Annotated in this window: 17 protein-coding genes and 1 pseudogene; 10 read left to right on the forward strand and 8 right to left on the reverse strand. The window is 71.1% G+C overall.

Annotated elements, in window-relative coordinates; genetic code table 11:
- The first annotated feature begins 205 nt into the window (after nt 1-205).
- Together ACIA5F_RS26575 and ACIA5F_RS26580 are read left to right on the forward strand one after the other, a co-directional pair.
- Nucleotides 206-961: a MerR family transcriptional regulator gene (locus tag ACIA5F_RS26575; protein ID WP_399357142.1), complete on the forward strand. Its 756-nt coding sequence runs from the start codon at nt 206-208 to the stop codon at nt 959-961.
- A 131-nt stretch (nt 962-1,092) separates the two neighbouring features.
- Nucleotides 1,093-1,767 (forward strand): annotated as a pseudogene (locus ACIA5F_RS26580) (VTT domain-containing protein); the annotation flags it as partial.
- 229 nt (nt 1,768-1,996) lie between these two features.
- Here the strand turns inward: ACIA5F_RS26580 and ACIA5F_RS26585 are convergent.
- Together ACIA5F_RS26585 and ACIA5F_RS26590 are read right to left on the reverse strand one after the other, a co-directional pair.
- A complete protein-coding gene (locus tag ACIA5F_RS26585; protein ID WP_399357143.1) occupies nt 1,997-3,637 on the reverse strand; it encodes a threonine/serine exporter ThrE family protein in 1,641 nt (546 codons plus the stop codon).
- Between the two features lie 160 nt (nt 3,638-3,797).
- A complete protein-coding gene (locus ACIA5F_RS26590; RefSeq protein WP_008742522.1) occupies nt 3,798-4,292 on the reverse strand; it encodes an inorganic diphosphatase in 495 nt (164 codons plus the stop codon).
- Between the two features lie 135 nt (nt 4,293-4,427).
- Here ACIA5F_RS26590 and dacB point away from each other — a divergent pair, with 135 nt between their 5' ends.
- From dacB to ACIA5F_RS26625, 7 genes are all read left to right on the forward strand, one after another.
- Entirely contained in the window at nt 4,428-5,882 is a 1,455-nt protein-coding gene (gene dacB, locus ACIA5F_RS26595; protein WP_399357145.1) for a D-alanyl-D-alanine carboxypeptidase/D-alanyl-D-alanine-endopeptidase, read from the forward strand.
- A 107-nt stretch (nt 5,883-5,989) separates the two neighbouring features.
- Entirely contained in the window at nt 5,990-7,126 is a 1,137-nt protein-coding gene (locus ACIA5F_RS26600; protein WP_399357147.1) for a zinc-dependent metalloprotease, read from the forward strand.
- Nucleotides 7,127-7,365: 239 nt separating this feature from the next.
- Nucleotides 7,366-8,451 carry a tRNA lysidine(34) synthetase TilS gene (gene tilS, locus ACIA5F_RS26605; RefSeq protein WP_399357149.1) on the forward strand — a complete coding sequence of 362 codons (1,086 nt, stop codon included), beginning with the start codon at nt 7,366-7,368 and terminating at the stop codon, nt 8,449-8,451.
- 67 nt (nt 8,452-8,518) lie between these two features.
- Nucleotides 8,519-9,079, forward strand: a complete 561-nt coding sequence (hpt, locus tag ACIA5F_RS26610; RefSeq protein WP_399357151.1) for a hypoxanthine phosphoribosyltransferase — start codon at nt 8,519-8,521, stop codon at nt 9,077-9,079.
- Between the two features lie 229 nt (nt 9,080-9,308).
- The gene (ftsH, locus tag ACIA5F_RS26615) at nt 9,309-11,339 is read left to right on the forward strand and encodes an ATP-dependent zinc metalloprotease FtsH (RefSeq protein WP_399357153.1); all 2,031 of its coding nucleotides are present in this window, start codon (nt 9,309-9,311) and stop codon (nt 11,337-11,339) included.
- Between the two features lie 114 nt (nt 11,340-11,453).
- Complete coding sequence (gene folE, locus ACIA5F_RS26620; RefSeq protein WP_399357155.1) at nt 11,454-12,062, forward strand: GTP cyclohydrolase I FolE; 609 nt, start codon at nt 11,454-11,456, stop codon at nt 12,060-12,062.
- A 211-nt stretch (nt 12,063-12,273) separates the two neighbouring features.
- Nucleotides 12,274-13,122, forward strand: coding sequence for a hypothetical protein (locus tag ACIA5F_RS26625; protein WP_399357157.1), 849 nt, complete (start codon nt 12,274-12,276; stop codon nt 13,120-13,122).
- A gap of 5 nt (nt 13,123-13,127) precedes the next feature.
- Here ACIA5F_RS26625 and ACIA5F_RS26630 read toward each other — a convergent pair whose 3' ends face one another.
- The 6 genes from ACIA5F_RS26630 to ACIA5F_RS26655 form a co-directional block, all read right to left on the reverse strand.
- The gene (locus tag ACIA5F_RS26630) at nt 13,128-13,616 is read right to left on the reverse strand and encodes a DUF3180 domain-containing protein (RefSeq protein WP_399357159.1); all 489 of its coding nucleotides are present in this window, start codon (nt 13,614-13,616) and stop codon (nt 13,128-13,130) included.
- An 80-nt stretch (nt 13,617-13,696) separates the two neighbouring features.
- Complete coding sequence (gene folK, locus ACIA5F_RS26635) at nt 13,697-14,305, reverse strand: 2-amino-4-hydroxy-6-hydroxymethyldihydropteridine diphosphokinase (protein WP_399357161.1); 609 nt, start codon at nt 14,303-14,305, stop codon at nt 13,697-13,699.
- A complete protein-coding gene (folB, locus tag ACIA5F_RS26640; RefSeq protein ID WP_399357163.1) occupies nt 14,302-14,661 on the reverse strand; it encodes a dihydroneopterin aldolase in 360 nt (119 codons plus the stop codon). Before folB ends, folK begins: the two co-directional genes overlap by 4 nt.
- A gap of 129 nt (nt 14,662-14,790) precedes the next feature.
- Complete coding sequence (locus ACIA5F_RS26645; protein WP_399357165.1) at nt 14,791-15,234, reverse strand: nuclear transport factor 2 family protein; 444 nt, start codon at nt 15,232-15,234, stop codon at nt 14,791-14,793.
- 49 nt (nt 15,235-15,283) lie between these two features.
- Nucleotides 15,284-16,156 carry a dihydropteroate synthase gene (gene folP, locus ACIA5F_RS26650; RefSeq protein WP_399357167.1) on the reverse strand — a complete coding sequence of 291 codons (873 nt, stop codon included), beginning with the start codon at nt 16,154-16,156 and terminating at the stop codon, nt 15,284-15,286.
- An 89-nt stretch (nt 16,157-16,245) separates the two neighbouring features.
- A complete protein-coding gene (locus tag ACIA5F_RS26655; protein WP_399357169.1) occupies nt 16,246-18,093 on the reverse strand; it encodes a phosphatidylglycerol lysyltransferase domain-containing protein in 1,848 nt (615 codons plus the stop codon).
- 151 nt (nt 18,094-18,244) lie between these two features.
- On the opposite strand from ACIA5F_RS26655, the gene ACIA5F_RS26660 reads away from it, so the two are divergent.
- Entirely contained in the window at nt 18,245-19,360 is a 1,116-nt protein-coding gene (locus ACIA5F_RS26660; RefSeq protein ID WP_399357171.1) for an alpha/beta hydrolase, read from the forward strand.
- Nucleotides 19,361-19,420 lie beyond the last annotated feature (60 nt).

Here is a 19,420-nt window from a genome sequence, read left to right on the forward strand (position 1 = left end):
TGGGCAGTGTCGGGGGGCCCGGGGGGCGCCGCGCCCCGCGCCCGGGGGCTGGTCGGGTCCCCGCGCCCGCCCGGGTGGTTGAAGCGCTAACCCGCCCCGGCCGGGCCCGGATGCCCCCGCCCGCGCTGGCCCCTGACCGGGCTTGCGCCTCACGTGGCGTGAGGCGCCACGCTGGGGGACGTACCCGATCAGAGGAGCGGAAGAGATGGGCTACTCCGTGGGCCAGGTCGCGGGTTTCGCCGGAGTGACGGTGCGCACCCTGCACCACTACGACGACATCGGACTGCTCTCCCCGAGCGGTCGCAGCCACGCGGGGCACCGGCGGTACGACGACGCCGACCTCGACCGGCTGCAGCGCGTCCTGTTCTACCGGGAGCTCGGTTTTCCGCTCGAAGAGGTCGCGGCCCTGCTGGACGACCCGGAAGCGGACCCCGGGGAGCAGCTGCGCCGGCAGCACGCCCTGTTGTCCGGCCGGATCGCCCGGCTCCAGCAGATGGCCAAGGCCGTCGAGCACGCCATGGAGGCGCAGAAGATGGGCATCAACCTCACCCCCGAGGAGAAGTTCGAGGTCTTCGGGGACTTCGACCCCGAGGAGCACGCCGGGGAGGCGCAGCAGCGCTGGGGCAGCACCGAGGAGTACCGGGAGTCCGTCCGCCGGACCGCCGCGTTCACCAAGGCCGACTGGCAGCGGGTCCAGGCCGAGGAGCGGTCGCTGAACCTGCGGCTCGCCGCGCTGATGGACTCCGGGGCCGCGCCGGACTCGCCCGGGGCGGCGGCGCTGGCCGAGGAACACCGCGCCTGGGTCGGGAACCACTACGCCTGCTCGTACGAGATGCACACCTGTCTCGGAGAGATGTACGTCGCGGACGAGCGGTTCGCGGCGCACTACGAGACCGTTCGCCCCGGTCTGGCGGTATTCCTGCGGGACGCGATCCTGGCGAACGCGGTCCGCGCGGTGTAACCGTCGTCTCACGTGCACGGCCCCCGCCCGTACCTGGAACTGGGCGGGGGCCATGTGCGTTGATAATTGAGACCACCCGCACCGTCCGCACCCGCCGACACCCCCCCCCGATCCAGGAGAGCCCGGAACTCGTGTACACGCTTGCGCTCGGCCCTGAGTGGCTGTCCCCGGACTATCTGATCTCGAACTTCGGTCTGATCGGAATCCTGGTCATCGTCTTCGCCGAGTCGGGGCTGTTCGCCTTCCTGCCCGGTGACTCCCTGCTGTTCACGGCGGGTCTGCTGGTCGCGGACGGGAAGTACATCACGGAGCCGCTGTGGCTGGTCTGCACCCTGATCGTGGCCGCCGCGATCATCGGTGACCAGGTCGGCTACATGATCGGCAAGTACTTCGGCCCGAAGCTCTTCAACCGGCCGAACTCCAAGCTCTTCAAGCGGGAGAACCTCGACAGCGCGCACGACTTCATGGACCGGCACGGCCCGAAGGCCATCGTGCTCGCCCGCTTCGTGCCGATCATCCGTACCTTCGCGCCGATGGTCGCGGGCGCGGGCGCCATGAAGTACCGCACCTTCCTGACCTACAACATCATCGGCGGCATCAGCTGGGGCGCCGGTGTCACGATCGCCGGTTACTGGCTGGGCCAGATCGCCTTCATCAAGGCGAACCTCGAACCGATCCTGCTCGGGATCGTCCTGGTCTCGATCCTGCCGGTGGTCTTCGAGGTCCTCAAGGCCCGCAAGGAGAAGAAGGCGCGGGCCGCCGCGGGCCAGGGCGTGGCCGCCTCGGTCGACGGCTCGGGCCCGCAGTCCCCGGGCCGCGGCCGGCACGCCAAGCGCTGACCCACCCGCACGCCCCCGCGCCACCCCTGCACCACCCCGCGCATCCCGTACGCCCCGTAGCCGCCCCGCAGACCCGCGAGGCCCCCTGCGGGGCGTCCGTGCGTCCGGGCGGCCGTACGGGCCCGCGTACGGCCGGGACGGGCCGCCCGGCTCCGGGCGCACCCGCGCACGGGGGCGAACGTTGCCGGTCACCGCCCTAGAAGCCGCGGGTCCGTTTCGCCGCCCGGCGCTTGGCGGCGCTCGCCGCACCCGGGACCCGCATGAACAGCCGGGACGCCTCCGACCCCAGGTTGACCCCGATCGCGATGGCGAGGGCGATGGCCGCGGCGTTGGTCAGCGAGCCCAGCCCCTCGTTCAGCCGGTTCTCGGCGATCAGCAGCAGCCCGTAGTACGTGACCGAGCCGGGCAGCAGCGGGCCGATGGCCGCCGTCACGTACGGCAGGGCGGAGGCGAAGCGGTAGCGGGAGAAGAGCTGCCCGAAGAGGCCCACCAGCCCGGCCGCGACGGCCGTGGACGGCACGGCGGGGATGCCCCCGGCGTAGTGCAGGGCCCCGTAGGTCACCCAGGCGACCCCGCCGTTCAGGGTCACGATCCACACGGTGGAACGTTCCTGCTGGAGCAGGATGGCGAAGGTGAAGACCAGCACCATCGAGGCCGCGATCTGGATCAGCGGCCGCTGGGTGATCAGGAGGACCTCCTCCGGCTTCGGCGCGGCGCCGAACTGGAGGCCGACGTAGAGCACGACCAGCACGCCCATGATGATCCCGATGAAGAGGTACATGACCTCCAGCAGCCGGGCGGACGCGGTGACGTAGTAGCCGGTCAGGCCGTCGTGCACGGCCGCGACCAGGGCCCGCCCGGGGAGCAGCGCGAAGAGCCCGCCGGTGATCACGGCGGAGGCCCGGACGTCGATCTCGGTCAGCTTCAGCGCCACCCCGATCGCGGCCGGCGGCATCGCGGCCACCACGAACTGGTAGAACTCCGGCAGCCCGCGCCCGGCGCAGAGCCAGGCCAGCCGGTCCCCGAGGACGGCCCCGAGCGCCGCCGCGAAGAAGACCAGCACCCCACCGCCGACCAGGGTGGACGCGGCCCCGGCGAGCAGTCCGGCGGAGGCCGTCAGCATCCAGCCGGGGTACGGGTGCCGGTTGCGGCGGATCTCGGCCAGCCGCCGGTACGCCTCCTCCAGCGAGACGTCGATCTCGTGCGCGCTGATGTCGTCCACCAGCCGGAAGACCGCCGCGAGCCGGTTGTAGTCGGTGCCCCGGCGGCGCACGTTCCGGCTGGCCGAGACGGGGTCGTCCATCAGTGAGGGCTGGTAGGTGATCGACAGCATGGTGAAGGTGACCGTGGGCTCGCAGCGGTCCAGTCCGTAGGAGCGGGCCACCGCGAACATGGCGGCCTCGACGTCCTCGGCGCCCTCGCCGCCCGCGAGCAGCAGCTCGCCGATGCGCAGCGTGAGGTCGAGCACGCGGCCCACGGCGGGCCCGGCCTCGCTCGGCTTCTGCGCCGGTTCCGGCACGGGCCGCACGTCGACCGGCATGCGCAGCATCGTGCGCATCCGGTCCTGCCAGGGGGACTCCTTCATCCGGGCGACGGGAAAGCCCTGGCCGGGCGTGTGGGCGGGCGGGGAGTGCTGGGCGCTGTAGGTGGCCGGGGCCGCGAAGGCGGAGCCCTCCGGCTCGGCGGGAAGCGCCGCGAGACCGTCCGGGACGGAGAACTCCGAGGTCGGCTGTTCCTCCTCCGGGAGGTCGGGCTGTACCGTCCCCGAGGGCACGGTGAAGGCGCTGTGCGCCTCGTCGGACTTCGGCTTCCGGTCCTCTGCGTCGGCCTCGGCCACACCCACTCCTGGTATCCGTCACCCGGATCGCGTACCGGTGATCCAATTATGCGGAATCGTTTCCTCCGAGGCTTCCCGGGGAAGCCCCGGACACGCCGACGGGCCCCTCACTCGCACGCGAGTGAGGGGCCCGTACGGACGGACCTGTGCGGGGGACCGCTCAGTGGTGGCCGCCCTGCGCCTCAAGGCGCTTGTACGAAGCCTCGATCTCGGCCTCGGCCTCGGTACGGCCGACCCAGTTCGCGCCCTCGACGGACTTGCCGGGCTCCAGGTCCTTGTAGACCTCGAAGAAGTGCTGGATCTCCAGGCGGTCGAACTCGGAGACGTGGTGGATGTCGCGCAGGTGCTCGACGCGCGGGTCCGAAGCCGGCACGCACAGCAGCTTGTCGTCGCCGCCCGCCTCGTCCGTCATCCGGAACATGCCGATCGCGCGGCACTTGATCAGGCAGCCCGGGAAGGTCGGCTCGTCCAGGATGACCAGCGCGTCCAGCGGGTCGCCGTCCTCACCGAGGGTGTTCTCGACGAAGCCGTAGTCGGCCGGGTAGCTGGTGGAGGTGAAGAGGCGACGGTCCAGACGAATCCGGCCGGTCTCGTGGTCCACCTCGTACTTGTTCCGCGAACCCTTGGGGATCTCGATGGTGACGTCGAACTCCACGTCCTGCTCCTCCATGTTCCAGCTTCACGCTTCGGGACTGCAATGAATTTCAACTGCGCGCGCGTCCGGCCCAGCCCTGCCGGGTGGGGTGCCATGCTCGCGGCAAGACGCAGTGGTTAAGTGTCCCTCACGCATATGTGTGATCGCGAAAGGGGCTGGTCCGAGGTGCCATTCACCAAGACGTGGCAGCTCATCGCGGGTTCGGCCGTGGCCGGCCTCGCCCTGTCGGTGGCGGCGGTGGCAGCCGCCGGTCCCTGGGACTTTGGCCAGCGTAAGGCCGAGCGGGACAAGGCCGCCTCCTGGAGCCGTACGGGTGGCGCAGATCACGGAGCCGGGCCGCTGGACCGGGCCGCGCCCACCGCTCCCGGGGTCCTCGGCGCCATCGGGCCGGGCACCCCCCGCAAGCAGCCCGCCGCCGCCTCCGGGGGGCTCGCCGCCGCGCTCGGGCCGCTGCTGGCCGACCCCGCGCTCGGGACCACCCGTACCGCCTCGGTCGTGGACACGGCCACCGGGCAGGTGCTCTACGAGTCCGGGGCGGGCGAGGCGATGACCCCCGCCTCCACCATCAAGATCGCCACCGCGGTGGCGGCGCTGGCCGCCCTGGGGCCCGAGCACCGGATGCGCACCACCGTGACCCCCGGCGCGGGCCCCGGGCAGATCGTCCTCGTCGGCGGCGGCGACCCCTCCCTCACCGCGCAGAAGAAGAGCCCCGCCGGAGCGGGCGGCAGCCTCGTCGCCCTCGCCGCCGACACCGCCCGCGCCCTCAAGGCCGCCGGCACCGACAGCGTGAGCCTCGGCTACGACGACTCCCTCTACACCGGGCCCGTCCGCCACCCGATCGGCGCCAACCCCAACATCGCGCCCGTGACCGCCCTGACGGCCGACGAGGGCCGCCAGGACGCATCGGTCTCCGGCCCGGCGGAACGCACCGACGACCCCTCCGGGGACACCGCCCGCGCCTTCACCGCCCTGCTGGTGGAACGCGGCGTCAAGGTCACCGGCGAACCCGCCCGCGTCCGGGCCGCCGCCGGGGCCCAGCCGCTGGCCACGACCCTCTCCGCCCCCCTCGGCGGCCTCGTCGAACGGATGCTGACCAACAGCGACAACGACATCGCCGAGGCCCTCGCCCGGCAGACCGCCCTCGCCGGAGGGCAGCCCGCCGGCTTCGAGGGCGCCGAGAAGGCCGTCGCCGCCCGGCTCGCCGGACTCGGCCTCGACGTGTCCGGCTCCCGCTTCGCCGACGGCAGCGGCCTCGGCCGCGCCGACAAGGTCAGCGCCGGCCTGCTGACCGGCCTCCTCACCAAGGCCGCCGATCCGCAACGGCCCGAGCTGCGGCCCGCCCTCACCGGGCTGCCCGTCGCCGGATTCACCGGGACCCTGCGCAACCGCAACGCCGGAAACTCCCCGGCAGCCGGGCTGATCCGGGCCAAGACGGGCACCCTGACCGGCGTGAACTCCCTCTCCGGAACAGTGGTCGACCCCTCCGGACGGCTCCTGGCCTTCGCCTTCCTGACCGCGAACGCCCCGGCCCCCGAAGGCGCCGAGAAGGCCCTCGACCGACTCGCCGCCGCCGTCGCCGCCACCCCGTAGCCCCCGCCGCCGGACCTCCCCCCGGCCCCCACCGGGACTTCCGGGAGACTTCCGGGGACTTCCCTCCAGGGGGACCGCCGCGGCGGTCGTCCACGTACGGTTGACGCATGACGAGCGTCGGTGGTGCGGAGATGGTCGACTGGAACCTCGCGGTGGCGACCGCGACCCGCCTCGTACGGCCCGGCCCGGAGGTCGGCCGGGACGAGGCACGGGCCGTCGTCGCCGAACTGCGCGAGCACGCCAGGACCGCGGAACGGCACGTACGGGAGTACACCCGGATGATCCCGCCGGGACAGGTCGTCCCCCGCACCCCCGTCCTCGTCGTCGACCGGGCCGGCTGGGTCAAGGCCAACGTCGCCGGGTTCCGGGAACTCCTCGGGCCGCTGCTCGGCACCGTGCGCGAGCGCCGCGGGAACGGCCCCGGCGGCGCCGTGCTCGGCGCGGTCGGCGGCAAGGTCACCGGCGTCGAGCTGGGCATGCTCCTCAGCTTCCTGGCCTCCCGCGTCCTCGGCCAGTACGAGACCTTCGCCCCGGCCTCCCGCGACCTGCCGGGCTCCCCCACGGGCGGCGGCCGACTGCTCCTGGTCGCCCCCAACATCGTGCACGTCGAACGCGAGCTGGAGGTGGACCCGCACGACTTCCGGCTCTGGGTCTGCCTCCACGAGGAGACGCACCGTACGCAGTTCACGGCCGTCCCGTGGCTACGTGACCATCTGGAGGGCGAAATCCAGACGTTTCTGGGCGCCACCGAGATCGACCCGACGACCCTCCTGGAGCGGGTCCGCGAGGCCGCCCAGTCCTTCGCCGGGGCCCGCCCGGACGCCGAACGGGGCGAGACGGGCCGCTCCCTGGTCGAACTGGTGCAGACCCCCGAACAGCGCGAGGTGCTGGGCCGCCTCACCGCCGTCATGTCCCTGCTGGAGGGCCACGCCGACTTCGTCATGGACGGCGTCGGCCCCGAAGCGGTCCCCTCGGTCGCCGAGATCCGCGAGAAGTTCCAGCAGCGCAGGGCCAGCGGAGCGGGCCGGCTCGACGCCACGCTGCGCAAGCTCCTGGGCCTCGACGCCAAGCTCCGCCAGTACCGCGACGGGGAACGCTTCGTCCGCGCCGTCGTCGGCCAGGTCGGCATGGACGGCTTCAACCGGGTCTGGACCTCCCCGAACACCCTGCCGACCAAGGCGGAGATCGCCAGGCCGGCGGAGTGGGTGGCCAGGGTCCACAGCAAAGGGAGTGAAGAAAGGTGACGCACGGGGCGTAAAGATGTCTCGTTGGGGGAAGCAGCATCACCCGTCCGAGGGACCGTGAGCCGTGGAAGGGCGTGCGATGCTCGGGGAACGTCCCGGTTCTGTCACCATCGACGCACTCTGAGTGACACCCCCGTCCTTCAAGGGGTACTGGGCAGCACCGAAGAGCACCTCGCGCACGACACCCCCGACGCCTCCGCCCCCGAGGCGCCCCGAACCTCCACCGAAGGGCACCGGACATGGGTCCCCATCCTGCGGTCGCGGCGATACGCCTGGCGGTCCGCCGCGTACTCCACGACGTCCTCACCGACCTCACCGAACACCCCGTCACCGTCTCCGCCGACCGCTCCGCCGGTCGCCACCGGCCCGCCGGACCCCGTCCCCCCGGCGCCACCGAACCCCTCGTCCTCGTCGCCTGCTCCGGCGGCGCCGACTCCATGGCCCTCGCCTCGGCGCTCGCCTTCGAGGCCCCCAAACTCGGCATCCGGGCCGGCGGCATCACCGTCGACCACGGGCTCCAGGCCGGCTCCGACCTGCGCGCCGCCGAGGTCCTCACCCGCATGACCGCGCTCCGCCTCGACCCGGTGGAGTCCGTCGCCGTGCGCGTCGGCCGCGAGGGCGGACCGGAAGCCGCCGCCCGCGACGCCCGCTACGGAGCCCTGGACGAGGCCGCGGACCGGCTCGGAGCCGCCGCCGTGCTCCTCGGCCACACCCGCGACGACCAGGCCGAGACCGTCCTGCTGGGCCTCGCCCGCGGCTCCGGCATCCGCTCGCTCTCCGGCATGCCCGAGGTCTCGGGAGGCCCCGGCGGAGCCGGCCGCGTCCACCGCTACCGCCGCCCCTTCCTCCAGGTGGACCGCCAGACCGCCCGCAAGGCCTGCATGGTCCAGTCCCTGCCCGTCTGGGACGACCCGCACAACGCCGACCCCGCCTACACCCGCTCCCGGCTGCGCCACGAAGGGCTGCCCGCCCTGGAGAAGGCCCTGGGCAAGGGGGTCGTGGAAGCGCTGGCCCGCACCGCCCAGCTCTCCCGCGACGACGCCGACGCCCTCGACGCCTGGGCCGCCGAGGCGGAGACCGGCGTACGGGACGAGGACGGGCGCCTGGAGTGCGTCAAGCTGTACGCCCTGCCCCCGGCCGTCCGCCGCCGGGTGATCCGCCGGGCCGTCGTCGCCGCCGGCTCCCCGGCGGGCTCCCTCTTCGCCCGTCACATCGAGGAAGTCGACCGTCTCATCACCGGATGGCGCGGTCAGGGCGCGATCAACCTGCCCGGCCGGGTCGAGGCCCGGCGGCAGGGTGGCAGACTGGTCATCCGGCAGGGCTGATTGGTGCTGAAACACGGCTGAGCCTCCGGGGGCACACCCCCCGGAGCCCCGGCCGACAACGAAAGTGATGCGGGTGGACGAGAAGGACATGGGCGACGACCTCCAGTCGGTGCTCATCACCAAGGAAGAGATCGACGCGAAGCTGGCCGGGCTGGCCGCGAAGATCGACGCGGAGTACGCGGGCAAGGACCTGCTCATCGTCGGAGTCCTCAAGGGCGCCGTGATGGTGATGGCGGACCTGGCGCGCGCCCTGTCGACCCCGCTCACCATGGACTGGATGGCGGTGTCCTCCTACGGCGCCGGGACCCAGTCCTCCGGTGTGGTCCGGATCCTCAAGGACCTGGACACCGACATCAAGGGCAAGCACGTCCTGATCGTCGAGGACATCATCGACTCCGGCCTGACACTGTCCTGGCTGCTGTCGAACCTGGGCTCCCGCGAGCCGGCCTCCCTGCAGGTCTGCACGCTGCTGCGCAAGCCCGACGCCGCCAAGGTCGCCATCGACGTGAAGTGGGTCGGCTTCGACATCCCGAACGAGTTCGTCGTGGGCTACGGCCTCGACTACGCGGAGAAGTACCGCAACCTGCCGTTCGTCGGCACGCTCGCCCCGCACGTCTACGGCGGCTGACCCCACCGCCGCCGCCCCGCCCCACCGCTCCCGGGAACCCGGGGGAACCCATGGGCCCCCACGGGGAACCTGAGGGCGATTCCCGCCGTTGGAGCAGGGGAAGCGGGTCTGTCAGCCGTCCCACGGGGCCGCGGGTGACAATTCAGGGGTACATTCCGAAGAACAGTCTTTACTCACAGCAGCATTTACCTACGGGCAGGAGGGACGGGGTGCCTGGCGCCCCGTATGGATGGACGTGAAGCGATACTTCCGTGGGCCGGTCATGTGGATCGTGCTGGCCGTCCTCGCCGTGGTCGTGTTGATGAACGTCGTCGGCTCCGGCGGCGGCTACAAGTCGGTGGAGACCAGCGAGGTCGTCAAGGCGATCAACAGTGGCCAGGTGGACAGCGCCAAGCTGACCACCGGTGACAGCCAGATGATCAAGATCGAGCTGAAGAAGGACCAGAAGCTCGGCGACAACGACGGCACCAAGTTCCAGGCCAACTACATCGGGGACCAGGGCGTCCAGCTCGCCCAGAGCCTCCAGACCAAGTACGAAGCCGGCCAGATTCCGGACGGGTACACCGTCTCGCCGGACAAGACCAGCCCGTTCCTGAGCGTGCTGCTCTCGCTCCTGCCCTTCGTCCTCATCGTCGTGGTGTTCCTGTTCCTGATGAATCAGATGCAGGGCGGCGGCTCCCGGGTCATGAACTTCGGGAAGTCCAAGGCCAAGCTCATCACCAAGGACACCCCGAAGACGACGTTCGCGGATGTCGCGGGCGCGGACGAGGCCGTCGAGGAACTCCACGAGATCAAGGAGTTCCTCCAGGAGCCGGCGAAGTTCCAGGCCGTCGGCGCCAAGATCCCCAAGGGCGTGCTGCTCTACGGCCCGCCCGGTACCGGCAAGACCCTGCTCGCGCGTGCCGTCGCGGGCGAGGCCGGGGTCCCCTTCTACTCGATCTCCGGTTCCGACTTCGTCGAGATGTTCGTCGGCGTCGGCGCCTCGCGCGTCCGTGACCTGTTCGAACAGGCCAAGGCCAACGCGCCGGCGATCGTCTTCGTCGACGAGATCGACGCCGTCGGCCGGCACCGCGGCGCGGGTCTCGGCGGCGGCCACGACGAGCGCGAGCAGACCCTCAACCAGCTGCTGGTCGAGATGGACGGCTTCGACGTGAAGGGCGGCGTCATCCTGATCGCCGCCACGAACCGCCCGGACATCCTCGACCCGGCACTCCTGCGCCCCGGCCGCTTCGACCGGCAGATCGCCGTCGACCGTCCGGACATGCAGGGCCGTCTGGAGATCCTCAAGGTCCACCAGAAGGGCAAGCCGGTCGCGCCGGACGTCGATCTGGGCGCCGTCGCCCGTCGCACGCCCGGCTTCACGGGTGCCGATCTCTCCAACGTCCTGAACGAGGCGGCGCTCCTCACCGCCCGTATGGACAGGAAGCTGATCGACAACCACGCGCTGGACGAGGCGATCGACCGTGTCGTGGCGGGCCCGCAGAAGCGGACCCGGATCATGTCGGACCGGGAAAAGAAGATCACCGCGTACCACGAGGGCGGTCACGCCCTGGTCGCGGCGGCCTCCCCGAACTCCGACCCGGTCCACAAGATCACGATCCTCTCCCGCGGCCGGGCCCTGGGTTACACCATGGTCCTGCCCGACGAGGACAAGTACTCGACCACGCGCAACGAGATGCTCGACCAGCTCGCGTACATGCTGGGCGGGCGCGCGGCCGAGGAACTGGTCTTCCACGACCCGACCACAGGCGCGGCGAACGACATCGAGAAGGCCACCGCCACGGCGCGGGCCATGGTCACGCAGTACGGCATGACCGAGCGGCTCGGCGCGATCAAGTTCGGTGGCGACAACACCGAACCGTTCCTCGGCCGTGAGATGGCGCACCCGCGCGACTACTCGGAAGAGGTCGCGGCGCTGGTCGACGAAGAGGTCAAGAAGCTCATCGAGACCGCGCACAACGAGGCGTGGGAGATCCTGGTCGAGAACCGTGACGTCCTCGACAACCTGGTTCTCGCGCTGCTGGAGAAGGAGACGCTGAACAAGGAGCAGATCGCGGAGGTCTTCTCCACGATCGTCAAGCGTCCGGCCCGTCCCGCGTGGACCGGCTCCTCCCGCCGCACCCCCTCGACCCGTCCGCCAGTGCTCTCCCCCAGGGAGCTCCAGCTGACGAACTCCGCCAACGGCACCTCCTCGGCGGCCTCGCCCGCCGTCTCGGTGGAGAAGGCCCCGGAGCCCTCCCCGGAGGAGCGCCCGGAGTAACGGGTCCTCCCACGACCCGTCCGGAATGGATGCCGCGCCCCCCAGGTCCTAGCCTGGGGGGCGCGGCACTTTCACACGACCTTGAGTGCCAGTGCAGACAGGAACGAGGAAGAGATGACCGACCCAGTGACCCTGACCGGCGACGAGGGCACGATCGGCGAGTTCGACGAGAAGCGCGCCGAGGCGGCGGTCCGCGAACTCCTGATCGCGGTTGGCGAGGACCCGGACCGCGAAGGCCTCCTGGAGACCCCGGCGCGCGTGGCGCGGGCGTACAGGGAGATATTCGCCGGCCTCTACCAGAAGCCCGAGGAGGTCCTGACGACGACGTTCGACCTCGGCCACGACGAGATGGTCCTGGTGAAGGACATCGAGGTCATGAGTACGTGTGAACACCATCTGGTCACATTTCACGGCGTAGCCCATGTGGGTTACATCCCGGCCGAGTCCGGCAAGATCACCGGCCTGTCGAAGCTGGCCCGCCTGGTGGACGTGTTCGCCCGCCGCCCCCAGGTGCAGGAACGTCTCACCACCCAGATCGCCGACTCGCTGATGGAGATCCTGGACCCGCGCGGGGTCATCGTGGTCATCGAGTGCGAGCACATGTGCATGACCATGCGCGGGGTCCGCAAGCCCGGCGCGAAGACCATCACCTCGGCGGTCCGCGGCCAGCTCCGCGACCCCGCCACCCGCGCCGAGGCGATGAGCCTGATCATGGCGCGCTAGCCGGATTGTCGGACCCGCCCGATAACGTCGTCGATCAGGGGATCCACACGCTGATCAGGGGGCGGGATGGGCGGGCTGCCGAGCAAGCAGATGGCGAACGGAGCCGATGGGGCCGCTCAGGCCAGCACCATCGGCGTGGGCGACCGGCTCTGGACGCTGGACGCTGGACGGGGACAGGACCGTGCACACGGCCGTTCTGGGAGTGACGGCCGTGAAAGCTCGCGAGGTCGTCGACGTGGTCACGGACGGGCGGACGTTCACCGTGGCACCGGACCAGTTACTGAGCACCGGTGACGGGTGGATTCCGGCCGGAGAAGCCACCGGCAGCGTGGTGGCATGGACTCCGCCACGCACGCTGTGCCGTACGCGCCCGACGATTCGGCCCGGCTACGAGTTCGGCTACCTGGTAGGTGCCACATGTGCGGAAGGCACGGTCGGCAAGAACTACGCGTCCCTGATCGTGAACGACGAGGGCTTCGCGGCCAAGTACGCGCAGTGCCTGACCACGGCGACGGGCCTTCCCGCCCGTCTGGAACCCGTCACGAGGCCGTCCGGCTTCCTCCAGTGCGACATTCCCGGATTCCGGGTGCGTGTGGTCTCCTCGTACCTCGCGGACGTCCTACGGCAGTACGCGGGGGGCGACGCGCACCACATGCGGCAGGGCTTCCCCCGCGTCGTGATGAAAGACCTCGCCACCTTCGAAGGCTTCCTGGACGGGTACGCGGACGGCGACGGCTTCCGGCACAAGCACTGGCACGGACGGACGGTCACCAGTGCCAATGTTCCTTTCCTGGCGGAGCTGGCCACGATCATCGGAGCCCGCTTCACGCCGCTGACCGGTAAGGCATCGCAGCTGGTGGTCACCGACCGCTGGCAGCGGCGCGGCACCTTCGTGGCGGAAGACCGCCCCCTGCACCTCGTGGAGCGGCAGCCGGTGACGGTGTCCGAGGTCAGGCCCCGCACCGCCACCGGAGCCAAGCCCTTCACCCTCTGCACCTACGCCCTCGCCCCCCACCCCGGCTTCCTGGTGAACGGGCACCTGGTCCGTGCGCCCGGGTGACGGGGTCAGGCGCGGGCCGGGGACGGTGGGGAGTCGTCGTCGTCCTCCGGGAGCTTCAGGACGTGTTCCAGGAAGAGGGCGGCGGCGATGACCGCCGCGCCCGCCAGGACCGAGAATCCGGCGTACCACGCCTGGTCGCGGCGGGCGGGGATGTCGAGGGCGTCCGTCAGCAGGAAGACGCCCACCCCGCCGTACGCGCCCGCCACCAGGGCCGCCACCAGGGCGCTCGCCTGCCCGAAGACCACCGCGCGGGCCGCCATCAGCGGCTCGACGCCCTTGGCCCCCGGGCGGCGCTCGCGCTGGGCCCTGAGCCGGGCGCGCAGCGACAGGGCGGTCGCGAGGAGCACCACGGCGATCACCGCCAGGACGACGGGGGCGGCCAGCGGGACGCCCGGCAGGCTGCCGTACGCGTTCCAGAGCCGGGCACCCGCCCAGGACAGGACCCCGGCGACGGCGAAGATGCCCGCCAGGACCCCCGGCCTCAGTTGCTTCACGTGTCCGTGCCCCGCTCTCTCGCCCGGTCTCCCGCAGTGGACGGGCTGTGCTGGACAGCCCCGTACCGACAGGCTAACGACTACTCGGGGAGGCGCAGTTCCAGGTCGGGGCGCGGCGTGACACCGGCGGGTCCGATCGCGGCCAGGAGCGCGGCGACCGGGCCGCGGCCCGGGAGCTGTGCCTGGGGGTCGATGTCGTTCCAGGGGGCCAGGACGAAGGCCCGCTCGTGGGCGCGCGGGTGCGGGAGGGTGAGCGCGGGGTCGGCGGAGACCTCGTCGGCGTAGGTGATGATGTCGACGTCGATGGTGCGCGGTCCCCACCGCTCCTCACGGACCCGGTCGAACGCCTCTTCGACGGCCTGGCCGCGTTCCAGGAGCGAGGACGGCGGCAGCGTGGTCTTCACCGAGACGACCGCGTTGAAGTACGCGGGCTGCGAGCCGGGCTCGACGCCCCAGGGTTCGGTCTCGTAGACGGGCGAGACGGCCTTGACGCGCAGCCCGGGGGTGTCGCCCAGGGCGTCGATGGCGCCCTGGAGGGTCTCCAGCCGGTTGCCGAGGTTCGAGCCGAGGGCGATGACGGCCCATTTCGGGTTGGACAGCGTGACGTCCGCCGCGTCGACCGTCTCGACGACGGAGGCGGGGACCGGCTGGACGGTCGGGTCGCTCTGTGCGTTCAGTCCGTTGTTCATGCGCGGCTCCGGGTGATCGTGACGGTCACGTCGTCGAAGGGGACGGTGATGGGCGCGTCCGGCTTGTGGACGACCACTTCCACCTGTGCCACCGCTTCGTGCTTGAGGCACTGCTGGGCGATCCGTTCGGCGAGGGTCTCGATCAGGTCGACGGGCTCTCCCTGGACCACGTCGACGACCTCCTCGGCGACGACCCCGTAGTGCACGGTCTTCGCCAGGTCGTCGTCGGCCGCCGCGGGGCGGGTGTCGATGTGCAGCACCAGGTCGACGATGAAGGTCTGGCCCTCCTCGCGCTCCCGGGGGAAGACGCCATGGTGCCCACGAGCCTTGAGGCCGCGCAGCGCGACACGATCCACGCGAATCACTCCTGTTTTCCGTAGTGCTTCCGGTCCCGGTGCTCCCGGGCCATGGGCCTGTGCCGAGTGCGGTCGGCGTCGTCCGCACTCGAATTTACCTGCGAAACGCACGCATCCCCGCCGAGGGGGTCAGGCGTCGTCCTCGTCCTCGTCCTCCTCGGACTCCGCGAGGACGGGAGAGCCGTGGTGGGACCACAGCCGCCACCCCCCGGGTGTGCGACGGAACACATTGGTGGCGACGACCAGCTGCCCGACCAGGGGGCCCAGCTCCCCGCCGTCCTCGGCGGGGCCGCCGCTGAGGATGTTCTCCGTGCAGGTCACCAGGGCCGTGTCGGCTATGACGGTCACCTTGGTGTCGGTGAGGAAGAACTGGATGTAGTCGGTGTGCGACATGATCAGCGCGTAGGAGCGCAGCACCTCGCCGCGGCCCGAGAGGACCGGCCAGCCCGGGTGCACGCAGGAGATCTCGTCGTCGAGCCAGAGCGCCGACAGGGCGTCGAAGTCCCCTTGCTCCATGGCCTCGTAGAAGGCCGTGTTGACCTCTTCGACCGCTTCGGTGTCGGTACTGCTCACGGGGCTCCTTCTCGGCCGGTGCGGATCGCGGTACGGATCGTGGTGCGGATCAGAGTGCCCCTTCCACGGCGCGGGCCACCCGAACCGCGTCCGCGGTCGCCCGTACCTCGTGGACGCGTACGGCCCAGGCGCCCTGGTGGGCGGCTATCGCGGAGACGGCGGCGGTCGCGGCGTCCCGTTCGCGGGCGGGGGGCGGGGCGGCGCCGTCCGCGCCGGCCAGGACCCGGCCGAGGAAACGCTTGCGCGAGGCGGCGACCAGCAGCGGAAGGCCCAGGGCGCGCAGCTCGGGCAGGTGCGCGACCAGGGCGAGGTCGTGTTCGGCGTTCTTCGCGAAGCCGAGGCCCGGGTCGACGACGAGCCGGTCGGGGGCGATCCCGCCGGCGACCACCGCGTCGATCCGCTCGCGCAGCTCGGCGGTGACCTCCGCGACCACGTCCTCGTAGACGGCCAGGCCGTTCATGCCGGCGCTGAAACCGCGCCAGTGCATGACGACGAACGGCACCTCGGCGGCGGCCACGGCCGCGACCATCCCGGGGTCGGCGAGCCCGCCGCTGACGTCGTTGACCAGGACCGCCCCGGCGGCGACGGCCCGGGCGGCGACGGCCGCGCGCATGGTGTCGACGGAGACGGTGACGCCTTCGGCGGCCAGGCCGCGCACGACGGGGACGACCCGGCGCAGCTCCTCCTGGGCGTCGACGCGGGGGGCGCCGGGCCGGGTGGACTCGCCGCCGACGTCGACGAGGTCGGCGCCCTGGGCGACGAGGTCGAGGCCGCGCTTGACGGCGGCGGTGGTGTCGAACCAGCGGCCCCCGTCGGAGAAGGAGTCGGGGGTGACGTTGACGACGCCCATGACCGCGCAGCGGTCCCACTCCGGCAGACCTGTGACCTCGCCCCTGCTGGTGGCCCCGCGCTTCGTGTTCATAGGTCCAAGGGTAGGGCTGACCTGGATACGGCAGGGCCCCGGCGCCTTTACGGTCGCCGGGGCCCTGGTGTGCGGAGGTACGGCAGGGGTTACGCGGCCTGTACCTCGCGCTCCGGCTTCGGTACGGCGGTCATGGCGGTGTGGGCGCAGGTGCGGACCGGCTTGGGGCGGCGGCGGGCGGCGAAGAGGCGGGGCAGGGCCAGCGTCACGAAGCCTTCCGCCTGCATGGCGGCGAAGCCGATGCGGGGCAGGTCGCGGGTCTGCCGGAAGACGACGAAGCGCGGTTCCCAGCGCGGCCGGAACTTCGCGTTGAACTTGTACAGCGACTCGATCTGGAACCAGCGGGAGAGGAAGACCAGCAGTCCGCGCCACATCCGCAGGACGGGGCCGGCGCCGATCTTCTCGCCGCGGGCGAGGGCGGAGCGGAACATCGCGAAGTTGAGCGAGACCTTCTCGATCTTCAGCCCGGGGGCGGCCTCCAGGGAGGCCACGATCAGCAGCTCGTTCATGCCCGGGTCGGCGGCGCGGTCGCGGCGCATCAGCTCCAGCGACATGCCGTCGGAGCCCCAGGGGACGAAGTGCAGGACGGCCTTGAGGTCGCCGAAGGGGCTGGTGTCGCCCTCCTCGGTCCGGTGGGCGGTGGCGATGAAGCAGTCGCCGTCGCCCGGGTCGCCGACGCGGCCCAGCGCCATGGAGAAGCCGCGTTCGGTGTCGGTGCCGCGCCATGCCTCGGCGGCGCCGCGCACCTGCTCCAGCTCGGCCTCGGTCAGCTCGCTGACCCGGCGGACCTGGGTGGTGTAGCCGTTGCGTTCGATGCGCTTGACCATCTGGCGGACGTTGCGCATGGCGCGGCCCGAGAGGGAGAAGTCCTTGACGTCGACGATCGCCTCGTCGCCCAGTTCCAGGGCGTCCAGGCCGGTCTCCCGGGTCCAGACCTCGCCGCCGGTCTCGCTGCAGCCCATGACCGCGGGGGTCCAGGAGTGGGCCTTGGCCTCCTCCATGAACCGCTCGATGGCGCCGGGCCACGCCTCGACGTCGCCGATGGGGTCGCCGGAGGCGAGCATCACCCCGGAGACGACGCGGTAGGTGACGGCGGCCTTGCCGCTGGGGGAGAAGACGACGGCCTTGTCGCGGCGGAGCGCGAAGTGGCCCAGGGAGTCGCGTCCGCCGTGCTTGGCGAGCAGCTCGCGCAGCTTGGTCTCGTCGTCGGCGGTGAGCCGGGCGGCCGGGTGCTCGGGGCGGAAGGCCAGGTAGATGGTGGTGAGCGCGGTCAGCATGCCGAGGGCGCCCAGGGAGTAGCCGACGGTCCAGGAGACCCGGCCCGCGTAGTCGACGGGGCCCTCGAAGCCGAAGAGGCCGTAGACGACGTGGGTGATCTGCTCGTACAGCCCCGGGTTGCCGACGACCTTGCCCGGGTGGACGTTGACGATGACCAGGCCGAGCCCGATGGAGCCGGCACTCATCAGGACGAAGTTCGCGAGCGCCTTCCAGCGGCTGCGCGGGTCGGGCAGTGCCTTGAACTGGCTCTGGTGGATCAGGAGCAGTGCGAGGAGCGCCGCCGCGATGATCACGCTGACGATGGAGTGGCGGTAGGTGAACTGCGCCGCTGCTCCGGCGGGCAGCAGGACGACGGCGGCCCGCCAGGCCCGCCGCTTGTTGCGCTTGAGTCCGTGGGCGAGCAGCAGGAGCAGGACGCCCGCGCTGATGGAGAGGGCTGCGGCGAAGGGGCCCAGGGACCAGGGCAGCACCTCGGTGACCTCGTGGATACGGCTGTGCCGAAACCGCGGGAAGACGCCCGCGGCGATGTCCACAAGGCCGACGATCATGACGGCCGTACCTACCAGGCCGGGCACGGACTCCGGTCGTGGGCCGCGGAGGATTCGGCTGACCCGCTTCGGAACCTGCCCGGACTTATCGCCATCTATCCTGCTAGACATCGCTTCCCGTTGCTCCGCGAGAGATCATGTGGCCGAGGGCCGCGACAGCCTCCGGTGTGTGGTGCGTCCAGTAGGACGGCATCGAGGAGGAGCGGGTTCACTCTTCCGCCGGAAAAACTCGTCCTGCCATCAGAAAGTCGACTGACTGCTCATGGGTCTCACCAGTAATACGGTTCTGGCTCTGGCCATCATCGCCGGTGTGCTGCTCTTCGTGGCCACGGTCTGGCTCTGGCCGAAGCTGTCGGGCCGCACCTGGCGTGCGTTCACCGGCCGGATCGCGCTCCTGCTCGCGACCCAGCTCGCGCTCTTCGCGGCGGTCGGTCTCGCGGCCAACAAGTCCTTCAGCTTCTACGGGTCCTGGGCCGACATGCTCGGCCGGGAGACCGCGATCGGCAAGGTCGTCGACCACTCGATGAGCAGCAAGGACATCAAGGTCATCGACAAGCAGAGGCTGGACGTCCCGGGCGGTGGCAAGCCCCAGGTGGGCGGTCAGATCCTGAAGGTGTCGATCGCGGGCCAGAAGTCGAGGATAACGAGTCCGGGCTACGTGTGGCTGCCGCCGGAGTACTTCCAGCCGCAGCACAAGGACCAGAACTTTCCCGCCTCCATCGTCCTCACGGGGTACCCCGGCACCGCCGAGAACCTCATCAAAGGGCTGAACTATCCGATGACGGCCTTCAAGCAGGCCAAGGCGGGCAAGATGAAGCCGATGATCCTGGTGATGATGCGGCCGACCGTCGCGCCGCCGCGGGACACCGAGTGCGTGGACATACCCAATGGCCCGCAGACGGAGACCTTCTTCGGCGAGGACCTGCCGCAGGCCATCAGGGACACCTTCCGGGTCGGTGACAAGGCGCAGAACATGGCCTTCATCGGCAACTCCACCGGCGGCTACTGCGCCCTGAAGATCGCCGCGCACTACCCGCAGACCTTCGGTGCGGCCGTGGGCCTGTCCGCGTACTACGACGCCCCCGACGCGGGCGACCCGACGACCGGTGACCTGTTCCACGGCGACGAGCAGCTGAAGAAGCGCGCGAACGTGCTGCACAGCATCGAGAACAAGCAGCCGAGCGGTACGTCCTTCATGGTCACCAGCAGTGAGATCGGGGAGCCGAACCTCGCGGACACCAAGAAGTTCATCAAGAAGGTCAAGAACCCGGACCGGGTCTCCTCGATCATCCTCGACAGCGGTGGCCACAACTTCAACACGTGGCGCCGTGAGATCCCGCCGATGCTGACGTGGCTGAGCGACCGCATCCAGGCGTGACGCCCGGGGCCTGACCAGGCTGCGGCCCCGGACCACCCGACACGGGTGGTCCGGGGCCGC

The organism is Streptomyces sp. NPDC051567, assembly GCF_044454165.1.
Taxonomy (GTDB): domain Bacteria; phylum Actinomycetota; class Actinomycetes; order Streptomycetales; family Streptomycetaceae; genus Streptomyces.

Excerpts from the sequence above, each read along its gene's own strand:
- folK (WP_399357161.1), bottom strand. The coding sequence starts at position 14,305 with ATGAACAACGGACTGAACGCACAGAGCGACCCGACCGTCCAGCCGGTC.
- ftsH (WP_399357153.1), top strand. The coding sequence starts at position 9,309 with ATGGACGTGAAGCGATACTTCCGTGGGCCGGTCATGTGGATCGTGCTG.
- folP (WP_399357167.1), bottom strand. The coding sequence starts at position 16,156 with ATGAACACGAAGCGCGGGGCCACCAGCAGGGGCGAGGTCACAGGTCTG.
- dacB (WP_399357145.1), top strand. The coding sequence starts at position 4,428 with ATGTGTGATCGCGAAAGGGGCTGGTCCGAGGTGCCATTCACCAAGACG.
- ACIA5F_RS26600 (WP_399357147.1), top strand. The coding sequence starts at position 5,990 with ATGACGAGCGTCGGTGGTGCGGAGATGGTCGACTGGAACCTCGCGGTG.
- ACIA5F_RS26655 (WP_399357169.1), bottom strand. The coding sequence starts at position 18,093 with ATGTCTAGCAGGATAGATGGCGATAAGTCCGGGCAGGTTCCGAAGCGG.
- tilS (WP_399357149.1), top strand. The coding sequence starts at position 7,366 with ATGGGTCCCCATCCTGCGGTCGCGGCGATACGCCTGGCGGTCCGCCGC.
- hpt (WP_399357151.1), top strand. The coding sequence starts at position 8,519 with ATGCGGGTGGACGAGAAGGACATGGGCGACGACCTCCAGTCGGTGCTC.
- folE (WP_399357155.1), top strand. The coding sequence starts at position 11,454 with ATGACCGACCCAGTGACCCTGACCGGCGACGAGGGCACGATCGGCGAG.
- ACIA5F_RS26575 (WP_399357142.1), top strand. The coding sequence starts at position 206 with ATGGGCTACTCCGTGGGCCAGGTCGCGGGTTTCGCCGGAGTGACGGTG.
- ACIA5F_RS26660 (WP_399357171.1), top strand. The coding sequence starts at position 18,245 with ATGGGTCTCACCAGTAATACGGTTCTGGCTCTGGCCATCATCGCCGGT.